Below are 16,113 nucleotides of genomic sequence, written 5' to 3' on the forward strand. Positions count from 1 at the left end.
ACGCGTCCTACATGGGGGTCGTGACCATCTGATGCTCTCCGCTGCCTAGGTGCAGCATCCCCTTGCCCGGTGCGATCGGCCCGCCGACCATGCTTCGTGTCGTACGGATGCCGATCAAATCCCCTGCGGACGAGTCCTGCGGCGACAGCAGGACGCCGCGGCGGGCCTTCTTCGCGTCGACCTGCCAGCCGGAGAAGCCATCGCAGATTTCCTCTTCGTCACCGGCGATGACGACGGCGAGCCCTTCCTCGGTACCACGCTCAACGATGCGCTTGAAGACGTCCTCGGCATCGCAGTCGTCCAGTACCTCGGCGTCGTCGACGAGGACGACGATCGGGTCGTCCGTCGTGGCCGACTCGACGATCTCCGCCAACTCGTCCTCGTCGATGTCGCGCCCGGTGAAGACCTTCAGCACACCTTCCCGCCCCTCGAGTTCCCGCAGGGGCGACTGGCGTGGCGCGGCAACTACGAGACGGACACCCTGAGCGAGGTACGACCGGGCGAAGTTCATCAGCACCGTGCTGCGCCCGGACTTGGCCGGGCCGCCGATCACGAAGGCCGGAACGCCTTCGGCCAGATCGGGGCCGAAGGCGGTGAGCTCGTCACCGCCGACGCCCACCAGGGCCCACAGCGGGGAGGCGCTCGTCACGGGGTCGCGCATGGCCCAGGCATCGGCGAAGGAGATCCGGCTGGGCAGGACGTCGACGCGGAACGGGCGGCGGGAGCGCGGCAGCCCGGCGTCCCGGGCGGTCGCCGCCTCGCCGATCGTGACAAGCGCGGCAGCCTGACCCTGACCGGTGGTGTCCTCGTCGAGCAGAGCGAACTGGGTCTCGGTCGCCGTCCCGCTCGCGTAGCCGCGGCCGGGCGGGATCTCCTCGGGGAGCTTGCGCGCGTTGATGTCCAGCAACGAGAAGTCGCCGCGGTCCGCGAGACGCAGGCCGTACTTGTCCTCGGTGAGGGAGGAGATCCGCCCCGTCAGCAGCTGGCGGTCACCGGTGATCACCAAGTGCAGGCCGACGCTCGCGCCCTCGCGCATCATCGCCATCACCTGGTCGGTGAGGTCACCGTGGTTGTATTCGCCGAGCGTGGGCAGCCAGCCTTCCCAGCGGTCGAGGAGGACCACGATGTGGGGCAGCCGCTCGTCCTCGGCCGCGGCGGCCCGCTGCTCCCCGATGTCGGCATAGCCCTTCTCCGCCAGCAGATCCTGTCGCCGGGTGAGTTCGCCGGTGAGCCGATTGAAGAACCGGATGACGCGCTCCTGCTGATTACGGCTGACGACCGCGCCGCAATGCGGCAGCCGAGTCAGCGCGTTCAGGGCGCCGTTGCCGCAGTCGATGCCGTACAAGTGGACGTCGGCGCTCGACAGCTTGCGGGCCAGGGAGCCCGCGATGGTACGCAATACCTGCGAGCGGCCGCTGCGTGGGCCACCGGCGACGAGCAGGTGCCCGAAGGTGGTGAAGTCGACGACCACCGGGCGGCGGGCCTGGTCGGACGGCAGATCCGCGATGCCGTACGGAGCCGCCGGCAGCGCCCCCTGACTGTGCACCTCGGGAATGTCGTTCAACAGCAGCGACTCGTCCAGAGCGGGCAGCCACGGAGAGTGCTGGGCCGGAATGCCCAGGGTCTCGTTGGCCTCCCGGATGGCGTCCACCAGGACCTTGAGATCGGTGATCTCGTCGTCCTCTCGCACCTCGGACTTGGGCTTGGTGAGCGCGGCCCGTCCCAGGTCCCGCCAGGAGAGCTGCCCGGCCCACGGGGCGAGTGCCGCCGGATCGGCGGCACCCGGGCGGCGGCCACCGACGCGGCCGGACTGGAAGGGGATGAGGGAGGCGTGGCCGAGGCGGACGTACGCGCGGCCCGGCGTGCTCTTGGCGATGTGACCGGCATCGGGAGCGTCGATGACGTCGGTCGACTCACCGGCATCGGTCACGCGCAGGGCGATCCGCAGATTGGTGTTGGCGCGGATCTCGGGCGATACGACACCACTCGGCCGCTGCGTGGCGAGCAGGAGGTGAATGCCGAGGGAGCGGCCTCGCTGGGCGATGTTGACGAGACCCGTCACGAAGTCGGGCAGGTCGCGGACCATGGACGCGAACTCGTCGATGACGATCAGCAGCCGGGGCACGGGTGCGTGGGACGGGTCCCGGCGCACCAGATCCTGGTAGTCCTCGATGTCCTTGGCGTCGGCGGCCGCGAGGATGTGCTCGCGCCGCTTCAGCTCCGCGCCCAGCGATTCCAGGGCGCGTTCGACGAGGTGGGCGTCGAGGTCGGTGACCATGCCGACGGTGTGCGGAAGTTTGACGCAGTCCTTGAAGGCGGACCCGCCCTTGTAGTCGACGAGGACGAACGTCATGTTCTCGGGCGTGTTGGCGACGGCGAGCGCGGCCACGATGGTCTGGAGCAGCTCCGACTTACCCGAACCGGTGGTACCGGCGATGAGTCCGTGCGGGCCGTCGCGCCGGATGTCGATGCCGAAGGGACCGTCGTACGACTCACCGATGACCGCCAAGGTGGACTGTCCGCCCATGCGCCAGCGTGCGGCGATGTCGTCGCGCGTCGGGGGCTCCAGCTGCAGCACGTCGAGGAGCCGGCTCGAGGACGGGAGGGCGGAATCCTCGGACTCGCCACTGATGTCACGCAAGGGCGACAGCGCCCGGGACAGCCGGGCGCACCAGGTGGGAGAGACGAGGTCGGGCCGTACATCGGTCCTGCTACGGGTGCCGGTCTGCTCGACGCGCAGCCGCAGTTCGAGGGCCTGCCCGACGGTCTGCTGACCCTGTTGGGCGCCTTGGTGCCAGGCCTGGAAGGAGGGGAAACCGCCGGCGGACGTCTGAGCGGAGTTGATGGGCGAAGCGGCGACGGAGTCGTCGTGGCGCAGCGGCTCGGCGACGACGAAGGCCTGGCACTCGCCGGGCAGGAAGCGCTCTTCCTCGTCCAGGCAGATCGCGTACATGGCGACCGCGGGCCCTTCCCGCAGCAGTCGTACGACACCCGGCAGCGACCTCAGCCGTCGCGAACCGTCCCATACGACGACGATGTCGGGGTCGGAGAAGGCGGGACCGCCACCGCTGCGGTTGTTCTCCTTCAGGGCCTTCTGCCTGGCGTCGAGCAACTGGGTCAGCTCACCGACCCGAGCGCTCACGGTCTCGGAGTCCGTTCCGATCAGGACGTTGACGTCCTGGCCGCTCGTCGGTCGGGCGTGCGGTAGCCAGCGGACCCAGTCCCAGCGCGGCTGTGCCTGGTTCTCGGTGAGCACGTAGAACTGCACGTCCATCGGGCTGTGCAGGACCGCCGTCTGCGCAACGGCCCATCTCGCGAGCGCCTGTGCCGAGTCGCCGGGCCCTGCGATGCCGATGATGCCGAGGTCCTTAAGAGGCAGCGCGACGGGTGAGTCCTCGATCTCCCAAGTGACCTGTCGCTTGTGCTCGTCCTGCTCCGGGTCGTCGAGAACGACCTCGGACGGCACGCGGCCGGTGCCGACCCGAAGGAGCAGATGGTCGGCGTCGGTGCGCCGCCGCTCCCACAACCGGGTACGGGGCCCGGTGCCGAATGCGAGCACGGAGGCGGGATCGGGAATGGAGCCGCGCCGGTCGAGTCGCTCCAGCCGCAGGGCGTCCTGGGCGTCCTTCTCGATCCGCTCCTTGGTCTCCTTGTACTCCTTGACCTGCTTCGCGTGGGACTTGCGTCCGTGCTTCTTGTCCATGAAGTAGTTGCCGAAGAGCATGAGCGGGCTCAACAGCGCCATGATCATGTAGTACCAGCGACCGAAGATCATGACGGACACGACCGCGCCGACCAGCGGGAACAGAGCCATCAGCCAGGGCAGCGGCCGGGCTTCGTACTCCCTGGGCGGAGAAGGCAGCCGAAAGTGGGTCTTGCGCTCCGCCGGGCGCAGTCGCGGAGGCCGGTTGTAGTCGAGCCCGGCGCCGTCGTCCGACCACTTCAGGGCAGCGTTGGGCGGGGAGTAGCGGTCGATCTCCAGAAGCGTGTTGCCGAGGGCGAGTTGGGAGCCCAGGGGCCAGGAGCCGCCGTCGAAGTCCTCGCCGTCGAGCCGGGGGTGGTTGCTGTCCCTGTCCTTCTCCTTCTCCTTCTTCTTGTCAGCTCTGTCCTTCTTCTCGATGCCGTGTAGGGTGACCTCGCAGGCGCCGTCCATGGGAATCGACAATGTCGCGGCGCGCGCGGCGAGTTCGGGATCGTCGATGCGGATGTGCGCGGCCGGGCCGCTGCCGATGTCGTACCGCCCGATGCCCAGCCGGTGCACGGCACCGGCGGCGGAACCGCCGGCCACTCGGAACTCCACCACACCAGTCGGTTCGCCGAGAACGCAGCCGACCGGATCGTGCAGGCTGACGACGGCGCCCTCGCGCAGTGGTGAGCCGGCGATGGTGGTGCCGGCGTCGAGGGCGTGGCCGTCGACGAATGCCTGCGGTGCCCCGCCCGGGCCCGGATGCCCGCTGATGGGGATGATCTGCGCACCACGGGCAACACCGACGTGCCGCGCCAGCTCCCGAGTGATGTCGCCGACCGACGACTCCGGATCGGCGTCGAGCACCACATCGGCGCTGGTCCCGCCGATCGGGTCGACGACGGTCAGACTCAGGTGCACGTTCGTCCTCCTCGCTGGGCTGAGGCCGCTCCCGGAACGCTGAACACAGTGGAGCGACCTTAGCCGCCCCACCTTTCCCCTGTGCAACGGGATGCACAACGGCTTCACCAGTCTGGGATGTGCACTGATTCACGCATCCATTGCCGAGCATCCCAGACATCCAAACAGCCCCACCCGTAAGATCTTTGCTCATGCGGACGTCCGGTGGATGACCGGGCAGACCGCGCCAGTCAAGCCACGGGGGAAGGCCCTGCGGCTACCGCAGCGGGAGGGAGAGGCGTCATGGCCAAGGACACAGACCTTACTTACGCCGAGATGGAGAAGAAGGCCAACGACCTCATCAAGGCGATGGGTGACATGGAAGACATGTTGAAGGCCATCGAGAAGGGCGTCGAGGAGCTCGTCGCCAACGGCTTCACCACCCAGAAGGCCTCCGGCGCCTACGACGAGTCCATCAAGGACTTCACCAAGGGCGCGGCGAAGACCGTCAAGGGGCTGGAGGGACTGTCCAAGTTCCTCACCAACGCCAAGAAGGCGTACGAGGACCTGGACGGTGAGCTGGCCAAGGCCGCCAAGGGCTGAGCCGGGCACAGGCAACACGGTCCGGTGTGACGGGGCGGCACTGCCCGTTGCACCGGGCTGTTTGCAATCGGTGCCGGCTCAGGGCCGGCAGATCGACATGATGGGGGCGCCGTGGCCGGCGAGAGCGATCAGCGGCTCGATCTTGAAGTGATCAAGGAGATGGGCAAAGGGCTCGGCAATATCAAGAAGGCGTTCGACGGCCTGGAGGATCTGGGCGGCAAGTACGAGGACGACTTCGGCAACGGCGAACTGGCCGACATGTTCGAGGACTTCGCTGACAACTGGAAGCTCAGTCGTAAGAGGCTGACCGAGGAGGTCGACGCGTTGGCCCAGATAGCCAAGGCTGCAGGCAAGGCGTACGAGGACATCGATCATCAGCTAGCTCAGGCGCTTCGCGATGCCCAGGATCCGAAGAAGGCGAACTGACTGATGGTGGGAAGGCCGCGCGACTGGCATCCGGTTGCGGACAGTGACCCCATTCCCGGAGACGCGGACCGCATGGCGTCCCTGGGCAAGCAACTACGCAAGACGGCGGACGAGCTCGAACGTCAGATCCGCAATCTGAAGGCCGTCGCAGAGGTGGACGCCTGGGACAGCAAGGCCGGCAACGAGTTCCGCGAAAAGGCCTCGGGCAATGTCAAGAAACTCGAGGCGGCCTTCAAGAGATATGACACCGCTGCCACGGCGATCGGCACGCGGGTCGAGGAAGTAGGCGGCGGACACCAGGACAAGGTCGTTGCCAGTCCGCGAGACTACGCCTCCGACCTCAACCGTGCCCAGGAGATCGCCGATGCTGCGCTCAAGGAGGCGAAGGACGCCGACGAGCGAAAGAGCGCGTCCCAGAAAAGTATTGACAACCTTTCGGGGAAGGACCGAGGGAAAGAGGACGCCGACAAGGACCGCAAGGAGCTTGAGGCGAAGCGGGACGCGGCCAGTGACGAGATCGATGCAGCACGCGAGAAGATCAATGACGCGAAGCGGATCCGTGACGACGCCGCCAAGCGTGCACGCGAGTCCCTGGACGCGGTCACCAACCATGACTCCCTGAAGGACGGGTTCTGGGAGACCTTGGTCGACGACATCGCGACGATCACATCCTGGGTCGCCACAGTATGTGGAATTCTGTCGCTGCTCGTCGGATGGGTCCCGGTCATCGGGCAGGCTCTGGCCGGAGTGCTGGGCGCCATAGCCATGATCGCGACGCTCATCAATTTCGTAGCCACACTCGTTCAGGTTGCCCAGGGAAACGCTAACTGGATGGACGTGGGCAAGGCGGCCCTCGGCTTCCTCATGATGGGTGTCGGTAAGGGCTTTTCCAAGGTCGCAGGCAAGTTCGCGAAGGGGACATTGGGTCGCCTCGGCAAGGCTGGAGGCGCCCGCACCGCACGTGAGGTGAGCCGGGCCAACAAGAACCTTCGCCGGGCGGCCTACAAGGACGCCAAGCTCGGAAGGAGCGACATCCTGAAGTCGCTCAAGGAGCCGTTCACGGAACCCTTCTCGAAGGCATCATGGGCGAAGAACCTGAAGACGCTGAAGCCGGGCAGCGGCAATTGGAGCGCGGTCAGGAACGAGTTGGGCCTGCGCGGTGGGGGAAGTGCCCTCAAGGGACTTCCGAAATCGTTCTCCATGGCCGATCCCGGTGTCGCCTCTGACCTGAAGTCGGTCAAGATGGGAACCGCGGCTTTGGGTGGGCAATTCGATGCCAACGCCGTCAATCAGATCTCCAAGACGGCCAGCCGTCTGTCTGTCGTCGGGTCCGGTATTACGCTGGGCGGGCTGGGCCTGGACGGAAACCTTCAGAAAATGGTTGGAATCGGCTGAGCCCCGTCCGTATCCGCAAGAAAGGACCGAGCATGACCGCACCGGACGATCCCGCTCCGCTGGATGAGACCTTCGAGTGCACCTTTGAGTTCCAGCCGGGCTGGATCGACCTCACGCTGCGCGAGGGGACTAAGGCCGAGGCCAAGGCGCTGGCCACGGAAGTCGTGAACAGGCTCAATCCGCTCGGCCTCGAGATCGAGAAGAGCGCGGTCTTCGACGACATGGTCGAGCGGGCCGTCGACCTCAACGACGACGTGCCCACCCTCGCGGCGGTGTACTACTCCGAGGCGGGGGAGGCCCTCGCCAACCTCATGGTCGACTCGTATGGCGACGAGGGCGTGCCCCGCCCCGGCGCGGAAGAGGTCATCCCTCTGCTTCTGCAATGGGGAAACGGGGAGGTCACAGGGACCCCTCAGATCACTCACCTCGAGTTGGCTGCCGGGCCCGCCGTACGCATCCAGGCCATGCTGCAGGTCAAGCGTATGTTGGGGTTCGGCCGCAAGCTGACCGAGTTCATCAAGTACGCCTTCTTCCCGCCCGGCATGGAGAGTCTCATCGTCGTCACGGTGACCTGGGAAAAGATCGCCCTCACCGAGCAGATCACCGACCTCGCTGATGAAGCGGTGCGGACCATGCGGATCACTCCGCTTTCGACCGGGGGTTCCCCGACTTCCGCCGACGGAGGTACGGCATGAGGACGGCCGACCAGTTCTCCTCGCCGCCCACGGACTACAACGTCGTCGTCCCGGACGGCTGGTTCCAGCTCGCACTCGACCCGCAGGACCGTGACCGGGGCATCGTCGCCCTCGCCGAGCTGACATTCCGCGGCCAGGACAATGTCCCGCACCTCAAGCATCAGTTCATGCAGGACCTCCAACGGAAGGCCAAGGACGCCTACCAGGTCGGCGGCACCGAGCTCTACCTCTCCACGATGGCCGTCGGCCCGGTGCCCCTGGCGTCCTCACTCCTCATCAGTGTCCCGGGTCCCGGTGAATGGCCCGAGACCTCGGACGCCGCTGCGCTGGCAGAGCACTTGGCCGACCGGGGCCGCGGCGAGGACGAAGAGATCAGCGTGGTGGAACTGGACGCGGCGGGTAGCGCGGTACGCCACCGCCGCCGCGAAGCACCCGACCCAGCAAGGCAGTTGGGCAACACGCTACCGACCACGACCCTCACGTACTACGTGCCGATCCCCGCCACCACCCGATGGCTGCTGTTGAACTTCTCAACCCCCGTCGATCAGCTTGCGAACCAGATGGTGGCGCTGTTTGACACCGTGGCGGGGACGCTGCACTGGGGATGACCCGCGATGGGTGAGCCGAGTCATGGGTGAGTCAGAGTGGCGTCCGAGCAGCCAGGGCGAGGTGGTGTGCTGCGGCGGCCGGACGAGCTGGTGGCACGCCCGGGAGGCATGCCGTTGCACAGCACTCACGTGCTACGCCGGGCTCGGCTGTATGCCGACGGGCCGAACTTGCTCGTACGCGACGCCCGATGCCGAGAGCGACGGTATGCCGTTGGTGCTGACGGCATTCGGCGCGTTTTGCTGCCGACCTCCGCATGGGCCATGCCGGTTGCTGCCGGGGCTATGTTCCTGTTCCCGGCAGCCGATGCGGTGGTACGGGTCCGGGCTCGGTGGCGCAACAGACAGCACCGTCGCCTTGCGGTCATGTGAGCTGTCCCGAGTTTCGTAGAGTCCGGTGATCTTGTTTCAGGCGGGCTGCGGGGTGGCTTCCTGTTGTCGCCACCAGTCGCGTTCGTACTCGGCGGGCGGTACGTAGTCGAGGGCGGAGTGGAGCCGTTCCTCGTTGTACCAGGTGACCCACTGGAAGATCGCCCGTTCGACCTGGTCGACGTCCTTCCAGGGACCCTGCATCTCGATCAGCTCGGCCTTGAAGGTGCCGTTCAGCGCCTCGGCCATCGCATTGTCATACGAGTCCGCGACCGAGCCGACGGACGCGGAGGCACCGATCTCGGTGAGCCGGTCGGTGTAGCGGATGGATACGTATTGCGAGCCGCGGCCGCTGTGGTGGATCAGCCCGGAGTCCTTCTTGATCCTCCGTCTCCACAGGGCCATCTCCAGCGCGTCCAGCGGGAGTTCGGTCCGCATATGGTTCGCGACCTGCCAGCCGACGATCACCCGGGAGAAGACGTCCAGGACGAACGCCACGTACGCCCAGCCGGACCAGGTGCGGACATAGGCCATATCGGCCACCCAGAGCTGGTCGGGCCGGCTCGCGGTGAAGTCGCGGTCGACCAGGTCCGGCGGCCTGGGTGCCGACGGCTCCGGCACGGTGGTGCGGCGCCGCTGACCACGGATGACGCCCTCGATACCCAGCTCGGCCATCAGCCGCTCGACGGTGCAGCGGGCGGACTGTGCCGGGCTTGGCAGAGGAGATGGAGGATGCTGCGGACAGTATTGCGGAGACGCTGACTGTGGGATTTTGATGACCGGTGCGACGTTGGCGGAGGGAGTGGTAGGAGCGCGGTGCGGACGCCCTGCGCTCGAAGGGGCCGGCCTCGGCGGAGCGGCTGAGCCCCAGGCAATGGGAGCGGCTGGAGCGGGAGTTGAAGCGGGGTCCGCTCGCGCACGGCTTGGACGACGAGTTCCAGGGGTCGACGCTGAAGCAGGTCAAGTTGTTGATCGGGCGGATGTTTCACGTCGGGTACATGATCCAGAGGGTGTGGAAGCTGTTGCGGCGGCACCGCTGGTCCGCGCAGGTGCCCCCGCGGCGGGCGATCGAACGCGACTGGGGCCCATGAGAAACCCGCGCCAGGCCATTGCCCATTCCTCGCGGTGGGCGTGAACCGCGGTAGCCGCAGGATGGCACGAGGCCGGTGCGATCAGCGGATCGTCAACGGTTGATGGCTTGGATCTCTTGCACTGTCACTGCCTGGTCGTTGCCGAAAGTCCCGTCGGGCAGGTCGCCGCCGGCGCCGCCCGTGCCGGTCCATGTGATCTCCCAGGTCACGGCCGCCTGGAGCTTAAAGGTTCCGTCTCCGGAGGAGCGGAAGTAGGTGATGCCGCAGGGAGGTGTCCGGTCGGCCGCGCCCTTCGCGTAGGGCTCGCCTATGGAGCCGTCCTCGTTGACGGTGCACTCGCCGGACGTGGGATGGGTCTCGGCATCCTCGGTGCCGGGCAGCAGTTCCAGTGCGATCGGTCTGGCTGTGGTCGTGGCCTGGATGTTGAGGCCGGGTGCGTCGAGTGACGCGGTGACGGACACGGGCGCGAACTCGCCCTTGTCCAGCCAGGCCCACGTAGGGAGATTCACCTTGGCCGTGCCCTCGGGGGCGAGTGTCACCTCGGTTCCGGGAACTTTGATCTGCTCATATGCCAGGCCGGCGAGGATCTCGGGGGTGATGGCGTTCTCGATGTCCGGCGTCTCGCCGTTCTCGGCCCAGAAGGGAAGCGTCGCGTTGCAGGCGGTGCGCTCGAGGATGGGGGCGTTCGGATTCTCGACAGGTCCCCACCACATCCCCTCGTCCTGCTTGTCGAGGTTGTAGTTCTTGTATTTGCCGTCCTTGTACATCTGGCGGAACTCGTGCGTGGCCTTCCTCGCATGAGGTGCCTGGTTGGGGTCGCCGGAGATCTGCTTGTAGCCGGCCTCGGTCTCCTTGGCGAACTGCTTCGCAGTCCACTTGGGTGCCAGCCAGCACGCCGGGGGCGTCCAGGAACCTCCCGCGACCGTCACGGATCCGGCGGCGGGGCCGGAGCCGTTCTTCGAAGTGTCGTACGAGATCGCCGTGGCCCTGGCGTAGAGGTCGTCGCCCTCGAGACCGGCGTCGGTTTCTGTACCCTTGTCGACGGGGCCGCCGGCGAACGCACTGTGTGCTGGTGCCAGGAGCAGAGTGGCTGCGAGGCCGATGGTGTACAGGCCGCGGTGGGTTACTCCTTGCACTGCGTGGCCTCCTTCTGGACCTCGATGGTGTCAGCGGTCCACAGGCCTTTTGCCTCGTGGGACGCCGTCATGACGATTTCGAAGAAGTAGTAGTCTTTGTCGCTCGGCTCTGTCTTGAGGACCTCCTTGGTCTTGACTTCTTTGCCGTAGAACTTCGAGTCGTTGTCGCAGAAGGAGACCGAGGCGCGGCTGCCGTCGCCCGCCATCTCGACCTTGGCCCGCGTGTAGCGCTGGACTCCGGTGATGGTCCAGCCGCCGTCGACGTACTGCTGAATCTGCTTCTTCGCATACGACTGGGCGCTGCTGCCGGGCGCGGAGTAGAACTTGTACGCTGCGTCCTCCGCGTCCTGCTGGACGATGCCGTAGTTGACGGCGCGCACGAAGTTCTCCGCGTCGGCGAGTGCCGCTGCCTGCTTGGCATCGGACGGCACGGCGCGGTCGAACTCCATCGTGAAGTCCGAAGGGAAGGTCATCTTCGGACGCTTGATGTGCGGGGCGTTCTCGGACGTACTGGGCGACACCGAAGGACTGGCGTTGCCGGTGTCGGCTCCGGCGATCTTGCCGCCGTCGTTGGAGCCGTCGTCTCCGCTGCCGCAGGCCGTCAGCAACAGGGCTGCTGTTGTGGCGAACGCGGCGGCAACGCACAAAGTGCGGTGCTTCACAGTGAACTCCCCGTGAGACAAAGGTTGGTCAAGAGCACAGACGCTAGCCATGAGGTTGCTGGTTTCGCCAGAGCGAACTATCTCGAGAACCAAGGCATTTCGGTTGTTCGGTGTCATTGTTGCGATGAGCTGTGTCCTGATTGTGCCCAAGCGAGCGACGGGCCCGGACGCTCGATGCGCTGCCTCCGGAGCCGTCGCTGTTCCTGTGCGTGCTTCCGCTCGTTACGGGGCAGGCACGCGCACAGAGGGTACGCCGACGAACAGGGGAGCGGTTTGGAGGGCCCGTTGGCCTGGACCTCGTGGACCAACCGACCGGGTCTCCAAAAGGGTCGCGCTGCCAGCGGGTACTGAGGGGCGTACGCCGAGCCCTGGTCACTGGCATTTCGTCGCTTTCGTCTCGACGAACACCTTGGACGCCTGCCATAGGCCCGTGCCAGCGGGGTGCTTGACCATAATGATCTTGTAACGGTCGAAGTCCTCGATGCTGGGCTCGGTCGTGAGGACCTTGCCGGTCTTGATCTCCTTGCCGTAGAACTTTCCGGCGTCCGCGCAGAACGCCACCTCTACCGACTTGCCGTTCGCGGCGGACTGAAGTTCTCCCGTGGGGCTGGACAGCCTGATACTGGGACGGTCGGTCCTGGAGGAAGCAGTTCCAGGTAGTGAGCAAGAAGAGCAATACGAGCAAGCGGTACACGGCCGAGTTCAAGCGGGACGCGGTCGCGCTGGTCCATTCGTCGGGGAAGACGGTGACGGAGGTTGCCCGGGAGATCGGGGTGAGCCCGGAGGGCCTGCGGAACTGGGTGAACCAGGACAGGGCGGATCGGGGCCAGGGGGTCGCGGGTGCTCTGACCAGCGACGAGAAGGAAGAACTGCGTCGTCTGCGGCGGGAGAACCGGGAACAGCAGCAGACGATCGAGGTCCTGAAAAAAGCTGCGGCCTTCTTCGCGAGGGAGTCGACGAAGTAGCCGTGCGCTACGCGTTCATCGACGCGGAGAAGGCTACCGAGACGAACCCCGGTGGTCACAGTGTCGCCCTGATGTGCAGAGTGCTGGGCGTATCTCGCTCGGGCTATTACGCCTACCTCGCCGCCCGTCCGGCGGCCGAGGAACGGGCCCGCCAGGAGGACGAGCTGGTCGCCGAGATCCGGCACATCCATGACGTGTCGCGGCGGGCCTACGGAGCCCCGAGGATCACAGCCGCGCTGCGGAGGAACGGGCACCGGGTCAACCGCAAGCGGGTCGAGCGGATGATGCGTGAGCACGACATCCGCGGGATCGCCCGCCGCCGGCGCCGCGGCCTGACCCGGCCGGACCGGAAAGCGGCCCCGTCACCGGATCTCGTCGGACGGGACTTCACCGCCACCGAGCCCGGCACGAAACTGGTCTCCGACATGACCTACCTGCCTACGCTGGCCGGCTGGTGGTATCTCGCCACGGTGATCGACCTGGCCACCCGCGAGGTCGTCGGCTATGCGATGGCCAACCATCATCGGGCCGGGCTCGTTGTCGACGCGCTGAGGTTGGCCGCCGGCCGAGGCGGGCTGAAGGAGGGCTGCATTGCGCACTCGGATCGCGGTTCGGAATACACCTCACGCGAATACCGCACTCTCATACGGGAGTTGGGTCTTCGGCAGAGCATGGGAAGAACGGGCTCATGTTACGATAACGCCGCAGCTGAGAGCTTTTTCGGGCTGTTGAAAGCGGAGATCGGGACCACGATCTGGGCATCCCACGAGGCGGCTCGCGCCGACGTCTTCCGCTTCATCGAGGTCGAGTACAACCGCACCCGCCTGCGGAAGCATCCCGTCTACGGATACGTCACCCCGGTCGAAACCAGGGCCCTGACAGCACAAGACCTCACCCCCGCAGCCTAACCATCTGCTGTCCACGATCACGGGGGAACTTCACCCGAGGGCTCCGCCGACTTGCTCGGCTTCTCCGTCCCCTGGCCGGCGCCGGCGATCTTGTCGCTGTCGCCGGATTTGTCGTCCCCGCTTCCGCAGGCCGTCAGCATCAAGGTCGCGGCGGCGGCGAACGCGGCGGCAACGGGCAAAGTTCGGCGCTTCACAGTGGGCTCCCCGTGAGACGAGACGTTTCCAGTGCAGTGACGATATCGGTGGGGTTTTCGGTTTCACCAACGCGAACTGTCCAACGAACAGGCCGAAATGCGGCTAGCGGTTGTGTCGACAGGGCGTACGGCGGAGAGTTGCTTCGCCTACGCTGCGGTCCGTGGTCTTCATCTCGCACCGTGCTCTTCAGGGCAGTCGTGGGCACCGGCTGGCCGCCGGCGTCATGCTCTTCCTCTTCTGGGTCTTCATGGCCGCCGGACTCACCGCCACGGCGGCCGTGGGCCGCTTCGGGTGGCTGCCCCGGCTGGGGTTCGGCGCCGGGGCCGTCTCCGCGTATCTGCTCGTGTGGTGGAGCGCCCGGTTCTGGTGGTCGGCCTTCTGCCAGGGGCGGCGTGAGGAAGCGGTGGCCGGGCCGGACACCTGGCCCTGGCTGTTTCCCCCGGTGCTCATCGGTGTCACTCTCACCGTCTCCGGAGTGGGGGCGCTGGGGCGCGGGGACGGCAGTGGGTGGTTCTCGCTGGGGTTTGCCCTGGTGATCAGTGCTCCTTCCCTCATGGTGATGGCCCTGCAGGTGGGGGAGTGGTTCTCCGGGCGATCGCGCCGCGACCCGGTCGCGCCGGCCCAGCCCGTGGAGCCGCCGCGACCACGGCGGGACTGGGGGCCGGTCGGGAGGTGAGGCAGGAGGCACGGGCGGCTTCCGCGGCTTCTCCGTGGTCAGGCCGCGTGGTCCTCGAAGCGGAATTCGGGGCTGGTGCGCGGATCGATGCAAGCTCCGGCCTCGAGCGCTGTGGCCAGGCGCTCGATCAGCTCGAGTGTGGGGTCGACGCCGCTTTCCTCGATGGCTTCGATGTCCTCTTCGGGGAGCGCCGCACGTCGGGCCAGCTCCGCTGTTGTCCAGCCGAGGGCCGAGCGCCGGTCGTAGACCGCTTGGGCGAAGTCCATGCGGCGGCCCGCGGCACGGTATGCAGGGTCCTCGCGGTGTTCCGGCGGGACCTTCCAGCTGGTGTGGTATCCGCTGCTCATCGGGCCTCCTCGTCCCTACTGTAAACGTCGTGCTCACCGGCCGGTGCGTGTTCCGCCTCGCATTCCTTCCTTGCTCGCTGCGCACGCACGACTTCGTCCCGCTCCCGCATCCTGGTTTTGCGGAAGACCGTGAGGAGGACCGCGCGGCGTCCCCGAGCGAGCCAGTAGGTGACGCGCACCGGTCCGATGCGTAGTTCTCGTAGGCCGTCGCCGAGGTGGCTGGCGAGCGGGAACGGCAAAGCGGGGCCGTCGGTGGCGAGCCGGTCCGCGAAGCGTTCGACGGCTCGGTAGTCCGAATGCGAGAGGGTTTCCAGCCAGGCGCGCACCTCCGGCTCCACTTCGATGGTGTAGAGGCCCGGGGCCGGTGGTTCCGACATGACCGTTCCGTTCGTGGGCGTGAGTTCGTGGACGCGTACGGCGTCCACGTAATCGGGTGGCCGCCGACCCGAGGGCCGAATTGCCCCGACAATCACCCGATCAGGGCCCAGCCGACCGTCCCCGCCTTCCGTGCGTTCCGCCACGAGCCGCGTAAGTCCGTTGGGCTGAGGTGACTGCAGGCCGTCCAAGGCCCTGTCGGGGAGTCAGCCCAGTTTCCCTTCTGTGCCTTCACCACCGCCGCCGGCAGCTTCGCGTCGCTCGGCCGGCCCTGGGCGAGGGAGAAGCCGTTGACCGAGAAGTGGACGGCGACCGTGTCGCCGCTGCGGGTGGCCTGGGTGTGGAGGGTGTGGCTCGCTCCCTGGAAGGTCATTTTCGCGTTGAAGGCCACCGTTTCGTCGCCGGCGCCGTCCGTCGGCTCCTTCGAGGCGACCGAGTCGTAGGCGCTGGTGCCGTCCGCCTTCGCGGTGAAGCCGGAACCGCAGGCGTCCACCGCCTTGCCCAGGCCGGACATCACTTCCTGCGCGCCGCCCGCCGCATAGGTGGTCAGGGTGATGTAGCTGCTGGCATCCCCGTACTTGTCCGTGTCGACGACCCGGGTGAGGTCCGCCTCCGGGTCTTCCAGGGGGAGTTGGTTCATCGCGTGGGCGAGTGGGGCGCAGGCCGGCTTGTCCAGGGTGACCTCGTCCTTGGACTTGGCGAAGAAGAAGTCGTCGGAGGGCTCCGTCACCTTGTAGCCGGTGACGTCGGCCGACGTGAGCATGAGCTTCGCCAGCCGCTCGGCCGGGGTGAGTTGCTTTGCCCGGGAGGTGGAGGGGCGGGGTTCACCGGTCGTCCCGTCCGGGTCCGTGTCGGCACCGCCGCACGCGGTGAGCGACAGCGCGGTGAGCAGGGACAGGGCGGAAGCGGCGGCCGACGTGGTGCGGTTCAAGTGGAGTGCTCCTCAAGGTGTTTGCCTGATGCAGTCCCGTACGTCCCGTTACCGGTCCGGGCGAAGATCACGGGATGTCGACAGCGGACCCTCGTGGGTGAAACGTGCAGGGCCGATGGGTGAGGCGTGCGAAGCGAGTACCCAAGCGC

16 protein-coding genes and 2 pseudogenes are annotated in these 16,113 nt (G+C 66.9%); 9 read left to right on the forward strand and 9 right to left on the reverse strand.

Annotated elements, in window-relative coordinates; genetic code table 11:
• Window positions 1-7: 7 nt before the first annotated feature.
• Entirely contained in the window at window positions 8-4,606 is a 4,599-nt protein-coding gene (locus tag AB0L56_RS00095) for an FtsK/SpoIIIE domain-containing protein (protein ID WP_365417221.1), read from the reverse strand.
• A 282-nt stretch (window positions 4,607-4,888) separates the two neighbouring features.
• Between AB0L56_RS00095 and AB0L56_RS00100 the strand changes: the two genes are divergently transcribed.
• The 5 genes from AB0L56_RS00100 to AB0L56_RS00120 all read left to right on the forward strand — a co-directional run bounded on the left by AB0L56_RS00100 (window position 4,889) and on the right by AB0L56_RS00120 (window position 8,312).
• Window positions 4,889-5,188, forward strand: coding sequence for a WXG100 family type VII secretion target (locus AB0L56_RS00100; RefSeq protein ID WP_365417223.1), 300 nt, complete (start codon window positions 4,889-4,891; stop codon window positions 5,186-5,188).
• Window positions 5,189-5,299: 111 nt separating this feature from the next.
• Entirely contained in the window at window positions 5,300-5,614 is a 315-nt protein-coding gene (locus tag AB0L56_RS00105; RefSeq protein ID WP_365417225.1) for a hypothetical protein, read from the forward strand.
• 72 nt (window positions 5,615-5,686) lie between these two features.
• Window positions 5,687-7,009 (forward strand): hypothetical protein, encoded by a 1,323-nt coding sequence (locus tag AB0L56_RS00110; protein WP_365417226.1) that lies wholly within the window; start codon window positions 5,687-5,689, stop codon window positions 7,007-7,009.
• Between the two features lie 32 nt (window positions 7,010-7,041).
• Window positions 7,042-7,704, forward strand: coding sequence for a hypothetical protein (locus AB0L56_RS00115; RefSeq protein ID WP_365417229.1), 663 nt, complete (start codon window positions 7,042-7,044; stop codon window positions 7,702-7,704).
• Window positions 7,701-8,312 carry a hypothetical protein gene (locus AB0L56_RS00120; RefSeq protein WP_365417232.1) on the forward strand — a complete coding sequence of 204 codons (612 nt, stop codon included), beginning with the start codon at window positions 7,701-7,703 and terminating at the stop codon, window positions 8,310-8,312. The genes AB0L56_RS00115 and AB0L56_RS00120 overlap by 4 nt, the downstream gene beginning before the upstream one ends.
• 405 nt (window positions 8,313-8,717) lie before the next feature.
• Here the strand turns inward: AB0L56_RS00120 and AB0L56_RS00125 are convergent.
• Window positions 8,718-9,377 (reverse strand): annotated as a pseudogene (locus tag AB0L56_RS00125) (IS3 family transposase); the annotation flags it as partial.
• A gap of 224 nt (window positions 9,378-9,601) precedes the next feature.
• Between AB0L56_RS00125 and AB0L56_RS00130 the strand changes: the two are divergent.
• Window positions 9,602-9,769, forward strand: coding sequence for a winged helix-turn-helix domain-containing protein (locus AB0L56_RS00130; protein WP_365417234.1), 168 nt, complete (start codon window positions 9,602-9,604; stop codon window positions 9,767-9,769).
• A gap of 92 nt (window positions 9,770-9,861) precedes the next feature.
• Here AB0L56_RS00130 and AB0L56_RS00135 read toward each other — a convergent pair whose 3' ends face one another.
• From AB0L56_RS00135 to AB0L56_RS00145, 3 genes and pseudogenes are all read right to left on the reverse strand, one after another.
• Entirely contained in the window at window positions 9,862-10,905 is a 1,044-nt protein-coding gene (locus AB0L56_RS00135; protein ID WP_365417237.1) for a hypothetical protein, read from the reverse strand.
• Window positions 10,893-11,567, reverse strand: coding sequence for a hypothetical protein (locus AB0L56_RS00140; RefSeq protein WP_365417240.1), 675 nt, complete (start codon window positions 11,565-11,567; stop codon window positions 10,893-10,895). The genes AB0L56_RS00135 and AB0L56_RS00140 overlap by 13 nt, the downstream gene beginning before the upstream one ends.
• A 372-nt stretch (window positions 11,568-11,939) precedes the next feature.
• Window positions 11,940-12,158: pseudogene (locus AB0L56_RS00145) on the reverse strand (hypothetical protein); the annotation flags it as partial.
• A gap of 68 nt (window positions 12,159-12,226) precedes the next feature.
• Between AB0L56_RS00145 and AB0L56_RS00150 the strand changes: the two are divergent.
• Together AB0L56_RS00150 and AB0L56_RS00155 are read left to right on the forward strand one after the other, a co-directional pair.
• Window positions 12,227-12,532, forward strand: a complete 306-nt coding sequence (locus AB0L56_RS00150; protein WP_365417243.1) for a transposase — start codon at window positions 12,227-12,229, stop codon at window positions 12,530-12,532.
• Window positions 12,533-12,534: 2 nt separating this feature from the next.
• Complete coding sequence (locus AB0L56_RS00155) at window positions 12,535-13,440, forward strand: IS3 family transposase (protein ID WP_365417247.1); 906 nt, start codon at window positions 12,535-12,537, stop codon at window positions 13,438-13,440.
• Window positions 13,441-13,457: 17 nt separating this feature from the next.
• On the opposite strand, the gene AB0L56_RS00160 is transcribed toward AB0L56_RS00155, so the two are convergent.
• The gene (locus AB0L56_RS00160; protein ID WP_365418882.1) at window positions 13,458-13,634 is read right to left on the reverse strand and encodes a hypothetical protein; all 177 of its coding nucleotides are present in this window, start codon (window positions 13,632-13,634) and stop codon (window positions 13,458-13,460) included.
• Window positions 13,635-13,795: 161 nt separating this feature from the next.
• On the opposite strand from AB0L56_RS00160, the gene AB0L56_RS00165 reads away from it, so the two are divergent.
• The gene (locus tag AB0L56_RS00165; protein WP_365417250.1) at window positions 13,796-14,311 is read left to right on the forward strand and encodes a hypothetical protein; all 516 of its coding nucleotides are present in this window, start codon (window positions 13,796-13,798) and stop codon (window positions 14,309-14,311) included.
• Between the two features lie 38 nt (window positions 14,312-14,349).
• Here the strand turns inward: AB0L56_RS00165 and AB0L56_RS00170 are convergent, their stop codons facing one another.
• The 3 genes from AB0L56_RS00170 to AB0L56_RS00180 form a co-directional block, all read right to left on the reverse strand.
• On the reverse strand, window positions 14,350-14,658 hold the full coding sequence (locus tag AB0L56_RS00170) for a transcriptional regulator (RefSeq protein WP_365417252.1): 309 nt from the start codon (window positions 14,656-14,658) through the stop codon (window positions 14,350-14,352).
• Window positions 14,655-15,035, reverse strand: coding sequence for a type II toxin-antitoxin system RelE/ParE family toxin (locus tag AB0L56_RS00175; protein ID WP_365417255.1), 381 nt, complete (start codon window positions 15,033-15,035; stop codon window positions 14,655-14,657). Before AB0L56_RS00175 ends, AB0L56_RS00170 begins: the two co-directional genes overlap by 4 nt.
• Window positions 15,036-15,127: 92 nt before the next feature.
• Entirely contained in the window at window positions 15,128-15,964 is an 837-nt protein-coding gene (locus AB0L56_RS00180) for a hypothetical protein (protein WP_365417258.1), read from the reverse strand.
• Between the last annotated feature and the right edge of the window lie 149 nt (window positions 15,965-16,113).

This window comes from Streptomyces sp. NPDC052079, from assembly GCF_040680275.1.
Lineage (GTDB): Bacteria > Actinomycetota > Actinomycetes > Streptomycetales > Streptomycetaceae > Streptomyces.

Coding starts and splice junctions, on each gene's coding strand:
- AB0L56_RS00115 (WP_365417229.1), top strand. CDS start 7,042: ATGACCGCACCGGACGATCCCGCTCCGCTGGATGAGACCTTCGAGTGC.
- AB0L56_RS00120 (WP_365417232.1), top strand. CDS start 7,701: ATGAGGACGGCCGACCAGTTCTCCTCGCCGCCCACGGACTACAACGTC.
- AB0L56_RS00100 (WP_365417223.1), top strand. CDS start 4,889: ATGGCCAAGGACACAGACCTTACTTACGCCGAGATGGAGAAGAAGGCC.
- AB0L56_RS00175 (WP_365417255.1), bottom strand. CDS start 15,035: ATGTCGGAACCACCGGCCCCGGGCCTCTACACCATCGAAGTGGAGCCG.
- AB0L56_RS00110 (WP_365417226.1), top strand. CDS start 5,687: ATGGCGTCCCTGGGCAAGCAACTACGCAAGACGGCGGACGAGCTCGAA.
- AB0L56_RS00170 (WP_365417252.1), bottom strand. CDS start 14,658: ATGAGCAGCGGATACCACACCAGCTGGAAGGTCCCGCCGGAACACCGC.